The organism is Pseudomonas sp. R3-52-08 (assembly GCF_003851745.1).
Classification (GTDB): Bacteria; Pseudomonadota; Gammaproteobacteria; order Pseudomonadales; family Pseudomonadaceae; genus Aquipseudomonas.
Genome location: NZ_CP027730.1, coordinates 3,293,108 through 3,308,015, shown reverse-complemented (window position 1 = coordinate 3,308,015; position 14,908 = coordinate 3,293,108). Strand labels below are relative to the sequence as shown.

12 protein-coding genes are annotated in these 14,908 nt (G+C 55.7%); 6 read left to right on the top strand and 6 right to left on the bottom strand.

What is annotated here, in order from left to right; all coding sequences use genetic code 11:
- Positions 1-135: 135 nt before the first annotated feature.
- From C4J91_RS15090 to C4J91_RS15075, 4 genes are all read right to left on the bottom strand, one after another.
- Positions 136-1,302, bottom strand: a complete 1,167-nt coding sequence (locus C4J91_RS15090) for a cystathionine gamma-synthase (protein WP_124363069.1) — start codon at positions 1,300-1,302, stop codon at positions 136-138.
- Positions 1,299-2,675, bottom strand: a complete 1,377-nt coding sequence (locus tag C4J91_RS15085) for a cystathionine beta-synthase (protein WP_124363068.1) — start codon at positions 2,673-2,675, stop codon at positions 1,299-1,301. The genes C4J91_RS15090 and C4J91_RS15085 overlap by 4 nt, the downstream gene beginning before the upstream one ends.
- Positions 2,676-2,977: 302 nt before the next feature.
- On the bottom strand, positions 2,978-3,460 hold the full coding sequence (locus C4J91_RS15080) for a VOC family protein (RefSeq protein ID WP_124363067.1): 483 nt from the start codon (positions 3,458-3,460) through the stop codon (positions 2,978-2,980).
- 44 nt (positions 3,461-3,504) lie between these two features.
- The gene (locus C4J91_RS15075) at positions 3,505-4,683 is read right to left on the bottom strand and encodes an MFS transporter (protein ID WP_124363066.1); all 1,179 of its coding nucleotides are present in this window, start codon (positions 4,681-4,683) and stop codon (positions 3,505-3,507) included.
- Between the two features lie 94 nt (positions 4,684-4,777).
- Between C4J91_RS15075 and C4J91_RS15070 the strand changes: the two genes are divergently transcribed.
- From C4J91_RS15070 to C4J91_RS15055, 4 genes are all read left to right on the top strand, one after another.
- The gene (locus tag C4J91_RS15070; RefSeq protein ID WP_124363065.1) at positions 4,778-5,671 is read left to right on the top strand and encodes a LysR family transcriptional regulator; all 894 of its coding nucleotides are present in this window, start codon (positions 4,778-4,780) and stop codon (positions 5,669-5,671) included.
- A 429-nt stretch (positions 5,672-6,100) separates the two neighbouring features.
- Positions 6,101-6,967, top strand: coding sequence for a hypothetical protein (locus tag C4J91_RS15065; protein WP_124363064.1), 867 nt, complete (start codon positions 6,101-6,103; stop codon positions 6,965-6,967).
- Positions 6,945-7,367, top strand: coding sequence for a hypothetical protein (locus tag C4J91_RS15060; protein WP_124363063.1), 423 nt, complete (start codon positions 6,945-6,947; stop codon positions 7,365-7,367). Before C4J91_RS15065 ends, C4J91_RS15060 begins: the two co-directional genes overlap by 23 nt.
- Positions 7,368-7,803: 436 nt before the next feature.
- Positions 7,804-9,462 (top strand): hypothetical protein, encoded by a 1,659-nt coding sequence (locus C4J91_RS15055; RefSeq protein ID WP_124363062.1) that lies wholly within the window; start codon positions 7,804-7,806, stop codon positions 9,460-9,462.
- 690 nt (positions 9,463-10,152) lie between these two features.
- Here the strand turns inward: C4J91_RS15055 and C4J91_RS15050 are convergent.
- A complete protein-coding gene (locus C4J91_RS15050; RefSeq protein ID WP_124363061.1) occupies positions 10,153-12,174 on the bottom strand; it encodes a methyl-accepting chemotaxis protein in 2,022 nt (673 codons plus the stop codon).
- A gap of 338 nt (positions 12,175-12,512) precedes the next feature.
- On the opposite strand from C4J91_RS15050, the gene C4J91_RS15045 reads away from it, so the two are divergent.
- On the top strand, positions 12,513-13,313 hold the full coding sequence (locus C4J91_RS15045) for a GNAT family N-acetyltransferase (protein ID WP_124363060.1): 801 nt from the start codon (positions 12,513-12,515) through the stop codon (positions 13,311-13,313).
- Between the two features lie 163 nt (positions 13,314-13,476).
- On the opposite strand, the gene C4J91_RS15040 is transcribed toward C4J91_RS15045, so the two are convergent.
- On the bottom strand, positions 13,477-13,710 hold the full coding sequence (locus C4J91_RS15040; RefSeq protein ID WP_124363059.1) for a DUF6124 family protein: 234 nt from the start codon (positions 13,708-13,710) through the stop codon (positions 13,477-13,479).
- 724 nt (positions 13,711-14,434) lie between these two features.
- Here C4J91_RS15040 and C4J91_RS15030 point away from each other — a divergent pair.
- Positions 14,435-14,908, top strand: coding sequence for a hypothetical protein (locus C4J91_RS15030; protein WP_256681589.1), 474 nt, complete (start codon positions 14,435-14,437; stop codon positions 14,906-14,908).

Sequence of the window (14,908 nt, the reverse complement as noted above, 5' to 3'; positions counted from 1 at the left end):
CCTACAAAAAGCCTTAACTGACTGGCATTAGGGCTTGCTCCCGATGGCGGTGGTTCAGTCACCTAATCCAGGGACTGACAGACTGCCATCGGGGGCAAGCCCCCTCCCACATTTGGATCGCCGGTGTTTGGGGATTTATATGTGGGCCAGGGCTTGGGCCAGATCCGCGCGCAAGTCCTCCACGTCTTCAACTCCCACCGACAACCGCACCAACCCATCCCCAATCCCCAACTGCGCCCGCGTCGCCGCCGGGATGCTGGCGTGGGTCATGATTGCCGGATGTTCGATCAGGCTCTCCACGCCACCCAGGCTCTCGGCCAGGGCGAAGATCTTCACGCTTTCCAGAAAGCGCGTTGCGCCTGCCAGGTCGCTATTCAAGTCCACTGAAATCATCCCGCCAAATCCGCGCATCTGCCGTTGGGCCAGTTCGTGCTGAGGGTGGGATTTCAGGCCCGGGTAATACACCCGCGACACCTGCGGTTGCTGCTCCAGCCAGGTCGCCAGTTCCAGCGCGTTGCGGCAATGGCGCTCCATGCGCAGGGCCAGGGTTTTCACGCCGCGCAGGGTCAGGAACGCATCGAAGGGCCCTGCGATGGCGCCCACCGAGTTCTGCAGGAAACCCAGGCGCTCAGCCAATTCAGGGTTGTCGCCGACGATGGCGATGCCGCCGATCACGTCCGAGTGGCCGTTCAGGTACTTGGTGGTTGAGTGCACCACGATGTCGCACCCCAGCTCCAACGGGCGCTGGATCCACGGGCTGGCGAAAGTGTTGTCGGCCACGCAAAGGATGCCGCGGGCGCGGCAGAGGCGGGTGATGGCGCTGAGGTCGGTGAGGCTCAGCAACGGGTTGCTGGGCGTTTCGACCCAGACCATACGCGTGTCGTCGCGCAACGCCGCTTCAAACGCCGATACATCACTCAGGTCCACATAGCTGAACGTATGCCCGGCGCTGCGCTGACGCACCTTGTCGAACAGGCGGAAGGTGCCGCCGTACAGGTCATTGCCGGAAACGATATGCGCACCGGCATCGAGCAATTCGAGCACCGTGGAAATCGCCGCCAGTCCCGAGGCAAACGCGAAGGCCTGAGTGCCGCCTTCAAGGTCGGCAACGCAACGTTCCAGGGCAAAGCGCGTGGGGTTATGGGAACGGCCGTAGTCAAAGCCCTTGTGCACGCCGGGGCTATCTTGCAGGTAGGTGGAGTTGGCGTAGATCGGCGGCATCAGCGCGCCCGTGGTCGGGTCGGGGGACTGTCCGGCATGGATCACACGGGTGGCGAACGCGCTTTTATCGGGCTGGCTCATGCAAGGGATCTCCGTAGGTGGTTGAGCAGGTCGACGCGGGTGATCAGGCCATGGAAGCCCGAGGCGTCGGCAATGATGGCGACCAGGCCGCGATCCAGCTCCGCCTGCAGTTCGGCCAGGCTGGCGCTGGGGGCCAAGGTGTGCAGGGTGCGGGTCATGGCGCTGGCCACGCTCATGGAAAAATGCGTGGCGTCCTGATGCAGGCCCAGCAGCAGGTCGGACTCATCGATGACGCCCGCCAGTTGCGTGCCGTCCACCAGCACCGGCAGTTGCGACACATCCGCCAGGCGCATGCGCTGGAAGGCGGTGAGCAGGGTATCGTCGGGGCTCACGCTGATCACCCGGCCATCTTCGAAGCGACGGGCGATCAGGTCGCGCAGGTCGCCGTAGTGCTTGTACTGCAACAGGCCGGCGTCGTTCATCCATTGGTCGTTGTAGACCTTGGACAGGTAGCGCGTGCCGGTGTCGCACACGAAGGTGACCACGCGTTTGGGCTCGGTCTGCTCGCGGCAATAGCGCAGCGCGGCGGCGAGCAGGGTGCCGGTGGACGAGCCGCCAAGAATGCCTTCGGCCTTGAGCAACTGGCGGGCATGGTCGAAACTTTCTTCATCGCTGATGGAGTAGGCGTGGCGCACGCTGGACAGGTCGGCAATCGACGGTATGAAGTCTTCGCCGATGCCTTCCACGGCCCAGGAACCAGGGGTTTCAAGCCGACCGCTGCGGCTGTACTCGGCCATCACCGAACCCACCGGATCGGCCAGCACCATGGCCAGTTCGGGCTGCACGCGCTTGAAGAAACGGGTCAAGCCGGTGAGGGTGCCGGCCGAGCCGACGCCTACCACAATCGCATCCACATCATGCTGGGTCTGCGCCCAGATCTCCGGCGCGGTGCTGGTTTCATGGGCCAGGGGGTTGGCCGGGTTGTTGAACTGGTCGGCGAAGAACGAACCCGGAATGTCCTTGGCCAGGCGCGCGGCCACGTCCTGGTAATACTCGGGGTGGCCCTTGCCCACATCGGAACGGGTGATATGCACCTCGGCGCCCATGGCTTTGAGGTGCAGCACTTTTTCCGTGGACATCTTGTCCGGCACCACCAGCACTACCCGGTAGCCCTTGGCCCGGCCAACCAGTGCCAGGCCCAGGCCGGTATTGCCGGCGGTGGCCTCGATAATCGTGCCACCGGGGCGCAGGCGGCCGTCGCGCTCGGCGGCGTCGATCATCGCCAGGCCGATGCGGTCCTTGATGGAACCGCCGGGGTTTTGCGATTCAAGCTTGAGAAACAGGGTGCAAGGGCCAGTGTCGAAGCGGCTGACCTTGACCAGCGGCGTGTTACCGATCAGTTCAAGTACGGCGGGGCGGGGGAGGTTAGGCATGTCGTCACCTGGTTACGGAATGGGCGTAGGGTGGGGGACAGCAACAGCATGGCTTGAAACATAGGCCGCTATCGCCAGGCTCGCAACCAGGCGGTCCGATGCATGACTTTTTTTGGCGCATGGAGGGTGAGGGGGGAGGTGGATGGCGGGCACAGCACCTGCAGGCAACACAGATCAAATGTGGGAGTTGTCGAGCCCCAGCGAGGCTACGAAGGCGGCGGTACTGCTGGCCTATAAACCACCTGACCCACCGCTATCGCGGCCTCGCTAAAGCTCGTGCGCTCCCACATTCACACACCCCATCAGCGCCCGGCGATGGCGGCTTCAATAGTTGCAATGTCAATTTTGCGCATGGTCATCATGGCCTCAAACGCACGCTTGGCGACCGCCGGGTCCGTGCTGGTCACCGCATCGACCAGCACGCGTGGCGAGATCTGCCACGACAGGCCCCATTTATCCTTGCACCAGCCACAGGCGCTTTCCTGGCCGCCATTGCCGACGATGGCGTCCCACAACCGGTCGGTCTCCGCCTGGTCATCGGTCGCCACCTGAAAGGAAAACGCTTCACTGTGCTTGAACATAGGGCCGCCATTCAGGCCCAGACACGGGATGCCCAGCACGCTGAACTCCACGGTCAACTCATCACCCTGCTTACCGGCCGGGTAGTCGCCGGGCGCGTAGTGCACCGCCTTCACTTCGCTATCCGGAAACGTCTGGGCGTAGAAGGTTGCCGCCTCCAGCGCATCGCCGTTGTACCAGAGGCAAATCGTATTTTTGTTGTTCATCGCAGGCTCCTCAGGTTGAAAGGTGCCTGGAGTCTAGACGATCGCTACGCCAGGGCGTCTTTAGCACCAACACCCGCACGTCGCGAACGCCAGCCCAACCCGAGCACCATCAACAAACCCAGGCCTGCCATCAGCGCGCCTGCCAGGGAAACGGCGGGATAGCCCAGCCCGGCATTGATCACTGCACCGCCCAGCACCGCGCCGATGGCATTGCCGAAATTGAACGCGCCGATATTCATTGCAGAGGCCAGGTTAGGCGCATCCTTGGCGGCCTCCATCACACGCATCTGCAACGGCGGTACCAAGGCAAAACTGGCGGCGCCCCACAGCAGGATCGACAGCGCGGCGGGCAGCGGCCATTGCATGAGCACCGCGAAGGCCAGCAGCACGGCGATCAACACCACCAGCGAGGTAATCAACGTACGGTCTACCGACCGGTCCGCCGATTTGCCGCCCCACACGTTGCCCAGGGTCAGCCCGATACCGAACAGCACCAGCATACCGGTGACGAAGTTGGTCGACGCATGGGTGACATCGCGCAAAATCGGCGCGATGTAAGTGAACACGGTAAACATTGCACTGGAGCCGACCACGGTCAGCGCCAACGCCGCCAGCACTGGCCCGCGACCGAGTACGCGGATTTCCGCCATCAGGCTGCCACCCTTCGGCGCGGGTGCATTCGGCAGTGCCCACCACAGCGCGGCCATCACCACCGCGCCCAGACCGCTGATGCCCCAGAACGCCGTGCGCCAGCCGAAGTTTTCGCCAAACCAAGTGGCCAGCGGTACGCCGCCAATGGTCGCCAGGGTCAGCCCCAAGAACATTGCGGCCACAGCCCCCGCGCGCTTCTCCGGCGCGACCACACTGGCCGCCACAATCGAACCAATGCCAAAAAACGCCCCGTGGTTCAGCGATGTCACCAGCCTGGCTATCATCAAGGTCTGGTAATTGGTCGCCAGCGCCGACAGCAGATTACCCAAGGTGAAGATCGCCATCAGCCCGATCAACAGATACCGGCGCGGTACCCTGGCCGTCGCGAGCGTCATGATCGGCGCGCCGATCAGCACGCCCATGGCATAGGCACTCACCAACAGCCCGGCGGCGGGGATGGATACGCCAAGGTCGGCGGCAATACCGGGCAACATGCCCATGGGGGCAAACTCCGTGACCCCGATGCCAAAGGCACCGATGGACAAGGCTACAAGGGGTGGATTGATACGCATGGGTGACTCCTCATCTGTGTGCCGAATGCTACAATCCAGCCTTTTGCAGCAGTAGCCCCTGGTTGGGAACTACACCTTTGCGTATGAGGCACAAATGGACATCGGCGGCCGCTCGGGAGAGATGGAAGTGTTCGTCATGGTCGCCGAGCACGGCAGCCTGTCGGGCGCCGCGCGCGCCCTGGGGCTGACGCCGTCGTCCATCAGTCGCATCATCACCCGTACCGAACGACGCATCGGCACCCGGCTATTGCTGCGTACCACCCGCGCCATCACCTTCACCGCCGAAGGCGAAGCCTACCTGCGCGGCGCCCGGCGGATCCTGGCCGACATGGCCGAAGTCGAAGACGCCATCACCGACCAGGGCGCCCCCCGCGGACGCCTCAGAGTCAGCGCAGCCCTGGCCCACGGCCGCCTGACCGTCGTGCCGCTGATCGCCGCTTTCAGCGCCCGCTATCCCGCCATCGTGGTCGACCTGATGCTCGGCGATGAACTCGTGGATATCCTCGCCGGCCAGGCCGACGTCGCCATCCGCTTCGGCCACCTGGCCGACAGCCCCCTGACCGCCCGCCACATCGGCTCCACCGGCCAAGTCATCGTCGCCTCACCCGACTACCTGGCCCGCCACGGCACCCCGGTGACGCCACAGGATTTACTTGAACACAACTGCCTGCGCTTCAACTTCCGCAGAGCGGCGCCAGATTGGCCGTTTCGGGTGGATGGGCAGGATTTTTCGTTGAAAGTGACGGGAACGATTGAAGGGAATAGCGGAGAGGCGTTGGCGCAGTTGGCGAAGCTGGGCGCGGGGATTGCGCGGGTAGGGGCGTTTAGTGTGGCGCAGGATCTGGAGCGGGGGGAGTTGGTGGCGTTGTTGGAAGCGTATAACCCGGGGGATGTGGAGCCAATTCATGCGGTGTTTGTGGGTGGGGCGGCGATGCCGGCGAGGGTTAGGGCGTTTGTGGATTTTTTGGTGGGGTGGGATTGGGTGTGAGGAGGGAGTGACTGGCGGGTTTCGGCCAAAAGCAGTCACTCGCACGGCTTGTAACACCCCATGGCGGGCGGATCTCGACTGGCTGTTTCAGTCAACACTGCATTTCAACTGAATGCACCGGAGATCGACGATCAGTGATTGTAGGTTGGCTACCCAGCGCAGCAATCGCCGGATTTGCCAGATACCCATATCTGAGGTACTGTTTGGATGAACAGTATTTTATGGGGAGACACCAGGACATCAGAACGCTACGCGACCTTAGAAGACGAAGACATTTTGCCATCATTGGAATTAGAATCAGCGACCTTCTGGTTCAGCAGGTGAGGATCTAATCAGATCTTACAGGCCGTTTAGTGCGTCTAATGATCGTGCAGACGAGAGTTTTCAGTTAGCCGTAGTGCTATTAATCATTCATGGAAGTAGGTCGCAATGCACGAGACGCTGAAGATCAAGATCGATTTTGCCAAGGAACGTCGCAGACCCGCCGAAATATTCCAGGCCATGAGCAGCTACATAGAAGCTTACCAGGCACTCGGGCAAGTTATTGCAACGAGCGTTGGCGCAAAAGACGATTTTGAACTTCGATTGGAAAATGTCGAGGCGGGATCGATAGCGAGTTTGCTGAAGTCCGTTCCAGGGAAGGTAAGAACGTGGGTAGAAGATGCTGTTTTTGATGCTGGTGTGAAATTAGCGGGTGAGCTTTCTGAAATCGACTCAACGAGCACAGAAGAAGACGTGGACCTCTTGGCGGCGAAGCTGGAAACTCACTTGAGCAAGTTTGATTTTGGGCAAACTGTGGATCCAATGATTGATCGAAAAGCTTTGGCAGTGGCTTTGAGTAAGCTTTCGGAAGCCAATAAACGATTGCTTCCAGAAGAGAGTGCTACGGCTACCCTGACCGAAGCTCACTGCGTAACTCCGATCAACACGCATTGGCGCTTCAATGCTAATCCCAAAGATATGTTTTTGGGGACAAAGGAAAGCCATATTGGTGTCGATAAACTTTATGTGAGGGCTCCTGTCAATATAGGCAAGGGTGCATGGGCCATGTTAAGTGTCAGCACTGGTAGTCGATACAATGCCAATGTTTCTGATCTCGGCTGGCTAGAAGGGTATCAGGATGGGCTGATAAAACCTATCGGGCCAAAAGATGTCATGGAGGCTGAAGTTGCCTACGAGATTTACACGCCGCCCGCGGGGAAAGGTAAGCCTTTCATATCCAGTGCGAAAATTAAAAGGGTAATTGACATCCATCGAGATGTGGGGCTTCAGCATGAACCCAGACCTCTCCTCTAGAGACCGGAAGGCTATTTTAGCCGAACTTATGTCCGAGTACCTTTTTATCGTGATTCCCTTCACGATGCTGGTACTCATCAAGCTGTATGCATACACATGGCAGGAAATTGTGCTTTCAGCAGATTGGTCGCTGGGGTCTTGCATAATTTTTGGACAGGTAGCAGTAAGAATGACGAGATCGGCCATCAAGCACCGCTCTACCGATGATAGGTTTCTGGGCTGGTATGCTTCCAAACGCTTCTTCATGGTAGCGGTGTCCTTATTGTTCTATTTTGGGATGATTGCGCAGCCAACCTTGAAGCTGGGATTTGCGCAATTTATTTTGTTTGGACTTGCCAGTTACTTTCACTTCAAAGATGGCGTGGCGGCGAGAGTCCTTGAAGCGCGAATAGAAGTATGAAAAGTCTTATAGAAAAGCATTGCTGACGGATGTTACTTAACATGGGTGTATGAGTTATTTGCAGCGAGCAGAGCGGCAAGGAGTATGAGGCTAAAGATATAATTCTCATCTTAAACTTCTCCGGTGGAGCGCACCAAGCTTGCTATTTTTACTTATGGTTGGTGATGTCCGAAAAATAGTAACCCGCCTTGATCGTATGTACTCAGCACAAAAGTGAATGCTTCATCTAAGTATGCGGTTCAAGTATAAGCGCTTATTCAATCGCTTCGATAAACTTGTTCGTTAAGGCTTGTGGTCGAGGTGTATTTGACTTTGTAGTAAGTTCGAGCTTAGCTTATGTCGACCGACAATGATTTTAATCAAGCATTTTGTCGCATTCGCTTGCGGCAGCAAGACGCCTCCATTCAACGTTTCATCACCGCGCTGAGGACTGATTATGCTCAATGATGACGGCCATGCAAAACTCTCTCACCCGCTACTAGACACATTTAGTCACATTGAGGCATCACAGCCTAGCCTTTCTTCTTGTCTTGACGCTTTGGGGTTATATCATCCCACACAATATGTTCTCAGATTGAGTTATTCAGTGCACAAGTTGGTCGATAGTGCAACTAAAAAAAAGAATGGAGATATAACTTGGGAAGAGTTTCAAGCTTTTTCTACATATCTCCACGAAACTGTTCACTGGTGGCAATTCATTGGCTCAACTACAGGCTTTATGTTGAGTATGGGTTATCCCGCACAAACGCATAATAATATGGAAGCGCTGCAACACCTCGCAAAATCGAAGAAAGCCAAAAAGCCACTTATGGCGTGGGCTGAAGCGGAGATGCGCAGGGGGAAAGATCATACGGATCCAGACATTGCATATGCTAATACTGTAACAAACAACACGTTGGACATAGCGTTTTACAGATCGCTAATCATAAATGCTTCGGACATTAAGCAGATAGCGACTTTAAATTATTTTGAATCAAAAGCCCATGCTTTCAATGTTGCATACGTCGCGACATTAAACATTCTGAAAAGTATGTTTGATCCTGAATCGGAGTTTCTTCCTAACGCTGACGATTGGCACGACGATTTTGAGAGTAACAAGGCTGCGAAGCTTAGTGGTTTTTTCTATGGTTCCCCTTTAAAGCTATATCCTATTCGAGGGTTTGATATCATTGAAGGGCAGGCTAGATTCATTCAGCTACAGTTTCTGTCGGCTGTAAGCGAAAATAAGATAACGTTCGAGCAAATTGAAAAAGAGGGTTACCTACAAGGAGTATATGGTGAGGCGTTCAAGTTGTTTCTGCAGCTAACAAATAGTGAGGCGCCTAAGCTAATCGATAGTCCTCTTGTTGCGTTGTATCTTCTTGTTTGTGACATATCACTTAATCCTTCTGAAGGATTCCCAAAGACAGTAAGTAATATGAAGGACTTCATTAATGTCGTCGATTGCAATTATCGATTTCTAACACTTTGCAAGGCTGTTAAAGAAAATTCTCACTTAAAGTTTCATATTAAAGATTGCAGCAAAAAGGAATACCTTGAGGTGGCGCAAATACTGACGCAGAGCAGTGGCCTCGAGCATCCATATGAAATACCTACGTTAATATCCAAATGGAAAAAAGATAGAAGTTCAATTCAAGAGTTATTAAGGCAGCAAGACACTTTTGATTATGATCCAGAAAGTATTGCCATTCGTGTCCTCTTCTCGCATTTTATAACTTTTAACTTGGATAAGCTTGAGGCTCCAGAATTTTTCTGTTGGGCAGGAAAACATTTTATGTTTGGACAGGAGTTCAGAAAATATCAAGATATCTGGTTGAGAAATTTATCATTGTACAGTGATCATTCTGAAGAGCAGACAATTTTGCCGCGTATGATTCCTGGAAAACCTGAATATAATATAAAAAAAACGTTCAATGCATTTTACGCTGCGAACCTTGTATATAACTTGAGTAGCCAGTGGGTGACTGCGCAGGGAGCATTTAAATATGAGTTTTCGTGGCTTACAGAGCGAGAAGATTCTGGGGTGATAAAAGATAGAACAAGTCGCTTGTTTGAAAATATCTTTAAAGTTCATCCTGATAATATTAGCTACTGAATAATTGTAGTTGGCTTGCCCTCAATGGTGTGATTCGATTATATCGGCAGATGTTTAGCTTTTTTGGTGAGGGGCTTGTGTGCGATTTGGCTGGTGTGCATTGGAAGTGAATATAGTTGGCAGACTATTTCGAAAATTGCGACGTAGGGTTGTCTGTGCGTGGAAGACTCGGAATTAATAATTCTATTCATTTGAGCGGTATTTATTCCAAGATGTGATGTGCAGGTTGAAATGAGCGGGCTAGGCTAGTCAGATATATCGAATGCTCAACTGGGTCAAATTCAGCCTGAAGGTAGACGTCCGCTATTGGCCGATAGCAGTCGTTCGTGAGCGGCAGCTATCAGCCGATTGCTGCCTGTCATGAACGACTGCGATCGACCCAGAGTGTGTAAAAACGCTTCGCCAAAATTGAAGTGTGCGCGTCTACGTTAAATCTGAAATTTATCGGCACGTCTGCAGATGTGGATTTCGCGTAGAAACGCGATTTCCGGCCCAGTTTGGAGTACCTGACGCGCTCAAAAACGTTTTTGCACATCCTCGGCCAGTATCCGGCTTGATCAGGGCTATTTGCGGGATATCCTGAACCCGGATTACGGGGCGCTTTCCAATATCGGCAACCTAACGTTCTTGGAAAAAATGGTGAATAGGTTCTCTGACTGAGCGTTGTAGCCCTGGCGACTCGACTTGCGCCTACGCATGGGTGAGGCCGGTCAACGTATCCGCAATGGTTTTAGTGCGTTGCGCCGTACCCTCGGTCGCGCGGCTCGACGCCTCCAGTGCATTGAGCATTTCGCGCAACGCGCCGACGCCGGTGGATTGGTCTTCGATCTGCTGGGCAACGCGCTGGATCTCACTGGACAGCAGGTCAATATCCACGCCGATTTCCGCCGCATTCTTACGGGTGATTTCCGCCAGTTTGCGCACTTCATCCGCCACCACCGCAAAACCCCGGCCCAGGTCGCCCGCGCGCGCCGCTTCAATGGCGGCGTTAAGCGCCAGCAGGTTGGTCTGCCCGGCGATCTGCTGGATCACCTGCACAATCGACTGGATACGCAAACTCGACCCGGCCAGCGTGCGCGCACCTTCCACCGCCACATCCGCCTGGCTGGAAAGCCCTTCTACCGTTGTCCCGGCCTGGGCAGACACGGCGTTCTGCTGGTCGATCGTACCCACAAGTTCATCCATCGAAGCGTGCAACTCACCCGAGTAATGCTTGAGCTGCGCGGCGATGTCCTCCTGCTGACGCTCGGCATGGGACAACACCATGCCTAAGTCTGCCAAGCCTTCGAACACCGGCAGGATATTGCGGTCCAGCCCACGGGTATTGAGGGTATTGCTGAAGTCATTGTTCTTGAACGCGGCAATCTGCTTGACCACCACATGGTTCAACCCCGCCAACTTCTTCACCTGGCGCCGTAGGAAAAATGCCTTGAACTCGCCGTAATGGGCGATGAAATTGTCCACGTACTCATCAGTGAAACTCGCACCCTTGGCCACCCGAAAGAAGAAAATCGCCGTCAGCGTCTGATTCAGGTTCAAGCCCAAAATCTCCCCAAAGGTCGAAAACCCCGCCAACGGTACATCACCAAAAATGCCGGCCATGCTACCCAGCTCGGCGCCGTTGTTCAGCCGGCGCAAAATGCAGTCATTCAAAATCCCCGCCACCGGCTGGCCACCCTTGCCGCGCAGGAACTGCTCATAGTCCAGACGCGTCGCCTCACGCAACGGCGTACGCCGCACCATCACCAATTCCTCGCCCGGCGCCACGTCGCAAAACAACTGCACGATCTGCTGCTCATAATCGATGCGCGCGATGGATCGTACAAACAACTCACTGCCCACCCGAATCGCAAACGAATAGTCCGCCAGCTTCGACTCCAGCGCCTGGGGCGCGCAACTGAACGCATCACACAGCGCTTGCACCATGCTCTTGATATTGCCGTTGCTGTCGATCACCTGGTCAATCGTGCGGTCCTCCACCGAGGCGGTCAGCACACTGAAGGTCAAATCCGCCGGTTTGAAGTTCTGGCTCTTGAACACCCCAAACCGCGCATGCGCCGCCGTCTTCAGGAACACGATCTGCGCATGGTTCTGATAACTGCGCTGACCGTCATGAATCAGCGTCTTCTGGAAATCCGACTTACCCCCGGCCGATCCCCCGACAAACAAACAAGGAAACCGCCCCGACTCATACAGCGCCTCCATAAAAAACGACTCCGACGCCGACAACCCGTCGAACACCACATACGCCAACGTATCGCGATGATCAATCGACATGCGTACCTGCATTCGCTTGATATTGGCCACCAACTTGGCAATCCGCTCCTGCATCCCCAACCGCTTACCGCCACCGCGGATGTCCTCACACTCCAACGGCACCATCACCACCTCGGCCGAGGCGATCAGAGTGTCGTCGAACAGCTGTAATACCACCCGGTCCCAGCGCTCGCCCGTGGCGCAATACAGCGAATTGGGTGCATTGCAGAGTTCGCCGGAGGTGGTGCACAGGCTGATGGAGGATTGGGGGAAGCGGCGTTTGAGCTTGGCGGAGATTGCGTCGATGTCCAGATGCGGCGAGATAAAGCCGGTGATCAGGGTGGGGGTGATGCGTAAGGCGGTGAGGGCGGCGTCCAGATCGTTGGCAGTGCTGGTGAGCGTGGCGGTGCCTTGACGATCGCCCCGGGCTTTTTTTAGACGGGAGAGTGGGTTCATTCGGTGGACTCGATTGAGGGGGGGGGTAGGGGTAGGCATGCGATTAGTAGGGTTATCGGCAGGTTGGGTGGGGGCTGGAGGGGGGGGGTGACGGATGGACGCGGTTTTAGGGAGTTTCCCCTTTATTGATAGGCTGCTTTCGGCCGAGAGTGAATCGCTCCGGGTTTCGTTGACGCTCTTGGTGTCCGCTTTTGGCCGATAGCTGCCCTTCGCGACAGGCAGTTATCGATGCCCAAGGGGCACACCGGAGCAGGTTATATACCAGCAGTGTGTTTGGAGGTGTGTATTGTTGAATTTGCCGTTACCTTCTGGGACATCACGCAATAAGGACTATGCACATGAATGTCGGAATGGCTCATTCGATTGAGGCCGCAGAAAGCGAGTATTTGTGTGCCCGCGTCGAGAGTTTGTCTCGGATAAGTGGAAACCCTTTTGGTGCTCGTGTGTTTTTCAACGAAGCTTTTCCATGCTTTCAGGTGAAGGCATCACCTAGCCCGATGCTCAATCGCATCTACGGCGATAGTACCGACAGACCCAAGTCACTATTGAGCTTGCTCAAGGAATCTGCAGAGTATTCGACAGTAACGCCTCTTATCGGAAAGGCCTCGACTTTGGAACAGTACGCTTTGGTGGGTGAGAAGCGGCTGGAGCGTCTGAGGGGGTGGACGCATCTGCAACTCGCATGCACCATCGAAAATGTGGTCTTGAATCACCACTCATTCGAAATCGAAGAAGCCACCTCACAAACGCTTCCTGAGTTCGCAGCCGTGCATGCGAGTGGATTTCATACCAAGCCAGAGCATCTTCAGTTGAGCCAGGCTTCGTTCGCAGGACTGATGTCAAATGAACGTCTGAAAATCTACGTCCTTAAAGCTGATGGAAAGGTCGTGGCAGGAGCGTTGATGTACCTGGCCTGCAATGGAGTTGCCTACCTTGGGACGGCTGCCACCCGAAAAAATGCAAGAGGCCAGGGCTACCATGGAGCTCTGATATCTCATCGGATAGAGCAAGCAAAAAAACACGGCAGTCTTGTGATCGCCGCAACCGCGCTCCCCAGCTCGCAAAGTCGCCGAAATTTGCAGCGTACAGGGCTAGCGACATCCCACGCTCAAGCGCTATATCGCCTGGTAGATAGCTGAAGTCTGTTCTTGGCCGAAAGCAGGCGCCGCTCTCGTCATCGCAGAGGGGGTTGCGCCGAGGCTGGAATCCACCAAGGCCATCAAACGCCAAATTGCCGAGTCGTTGTATGTAGCTTGCGACGACGCGGCGGGTCATCGGTCTAATGAGTCGAGAAGCTGATCATCAGCCAGGGCAGGGAACTTCTCGGTCAAGGAGTCTGGCGGTGAGGAGTACGCCCATTTCGCTCAGTTGGTGGATGGCCAGGGCGACGTCGCGGTGTTTGCCGTTGAGGTCTTCGGACAGGTCGAGCAGCAGGGTGCTGACGCTGGTGAAGGTTTCGTAGCTGTTGGTGATGAGGCTTTCGTTGCTGGCGTTGGGGTCAACATCGAAGAGGGCACTTGAATCTGATTTGAGCATGTTTGAATTCCTGTTTAGGGCCACCATCCTTTAGCTACTAAACATAAGGGTGGCGGCTGTGCGCAGGTTAGTAGACCGGGGAATCCAAACAAAGCCGGCGCACCCGAAGGTGCCCTGCGCACAGCCACCATCAAACACAGACGCAATGTCTGATCGATGAAGCTTGTGCACATTGTTTGGATAAACCCTCAGGCTACTAAACCCGATCACTGAACAATTCAGCGACCAAGCCACCTTAGAGACAGCCTCTCTAGCGCACAAGCCGGCGGATTCTGACGCACGCGTAGGCAATGGAGCAAGCCGCGGCGAGGGAATCGGATTTTGCCTTCAGGCACTGCGAATTGCGGCGAAAGATGCGGTGCTCAACAGCACGTCTGACCCACTGCAGCCCCTTTAGTACAAGCCCTGCGGCGAATGCGGGTTGAAGACAATGGCCCCATAACTTGGGTGATTGGTCAACAGCGGGTTGTTATCAAGGTGCGGGTAGCTGGACAATAGGTCCGGCCGAGCCGGCAACGAGGCACCAGGTGTGCGAACTTTTAGTTCGCTCGGCTGGGATCTACGAACTGCAAGATTACTGATCGGAAAAAGACCAATGCTAGGGAAAGTCAGCAGTAAACATCTAGTCTGGGCCGCAGTCGCACTTTGCGTGACCCTTCTGTCCGGGTGCGCTACGTCACGCTACGACGGCAAGCACGCACCGGACCCGAGTAAGGCGATCATTGTGGGTTCGATTGATGAGAGCTATGTGATGATGCAGCCGCATGGGCTGGTGGTTGAGATCAACCAACAGGGGGCACCCGGCACTGCATTACGGCTGACGACGCTGGGCAATGAAGACGATCAGCCATCACCCCATGTGCTGGGCCACTACTTCATGTATGAAGTGCCGCCTGGAGAGTATGAGTACACGCAGTGGCATTACGTGTATTACGCGGGCCGATCGATGCCGCGTCCTGTGCCTGCGGTTTTCTCGGTGAAGGCCGGGGAAACCCTCTATATCGGCGATCTGCGCGCCGATGCCCTGCGCTTTTGCCTGGCCAACGTGAACAATGCCGAAAGCACTGTGCAGGAGCTGAAGCGCAAGTACCCGATGCTCAAGGATCGGAACATCTTGAATGTGACGGCAAAGAGCGGTTTTGCGCCTTGGCCGAGTTCTGATGCCACTGACTTCGGTAAAGGGCTGTGCACGATCTGA

What these genes read in the sequence shown, in the direction of transcription:
- C4J91_RS15080 (WP_124363067.1), bottom strand. Translation starts at nt 3,460, where the DNA reads ATGAACAACAAAAATACGATTTGCCTCTGGTACAACGGCGATGCGCTG.
- C4J91_RS15075 (WP_124363066.1), bottom strand. Translation starts at nt 4,683, where the DNA reads ATGCGTATCAATCCACCCCTTGTAGCCTTGTCCATCGGTGCCTTTGGC.
- C4J91_RS15070 (WP_124363065.1), top strand. Translation starts at nt 4,778, where the DNA reads ATGGACATCGGCGGCCGCTCGGGAGAGATGGAAGTGTTCGTCATGGTC.
- C4J91_RS15050 (WP_124363061.1), bottom strand. Translation starts at nt 12,174, where the DNA reads ATGAACCCACTCTCCCGTCTAAAAAAAGCCCGGGGCGATCGTCAAGGC.
- C4J91_RS15065 (WP_124363064.1), top strand. Translation starts at nt 6,101, where the DNA reads ATGCACGAGACGCTGAAGATCAAGATCGATTTTGCCAAGGAACGTCGC.
- C4J91_RS15090 (WP_124363069.1), bottom strand. Translation starts at nt 1,302, where the DNA reads ATGAGCCAGCCCGATAAAAGCGCGTTCGCCACCCGTGTGATCCATGCC.
- C4J91_RS15045 (WP_124363060.1), top strand. Translation starts at nt 12,513, where the DNA reads ATGAATGTCGGAATGGCTCATTCGATTGAGGCCGCAGAAAGCGAGTAT.
- C4J91_RS15055 (WP_124363062.1), top strand. Translation starts at nt 7,804, where the DNA reads ATGCTCAATGATGACGGCCATGCAAAACTCTCTCACCCGCTACTAGAC.
- C4J91_RS15060 (WP_124363063.1), top strand. Translation starts at nt 6,945, where the DNA reads ATGAACCCAGACCTCTCCTCTAGAGACCGGAAGGCTATTTTAGCCGAA.
- C4J91_RS15040 (WP_124363059.1), bottom strand. Translation starts at nt 13,710, where the DNA reads ATGCTCAAATCAGATTCAAGTGCCCTCTTCGATGTTGACCCCAACGCC.
- C4J91_RS15085 (WP_124363068.1), bottom strand. Translation starts at nt 2,675, where the DNA reads ATGCCTAACCTCCCCCGCCCCGCCGTACTTGAACTGATCGGTAACACG.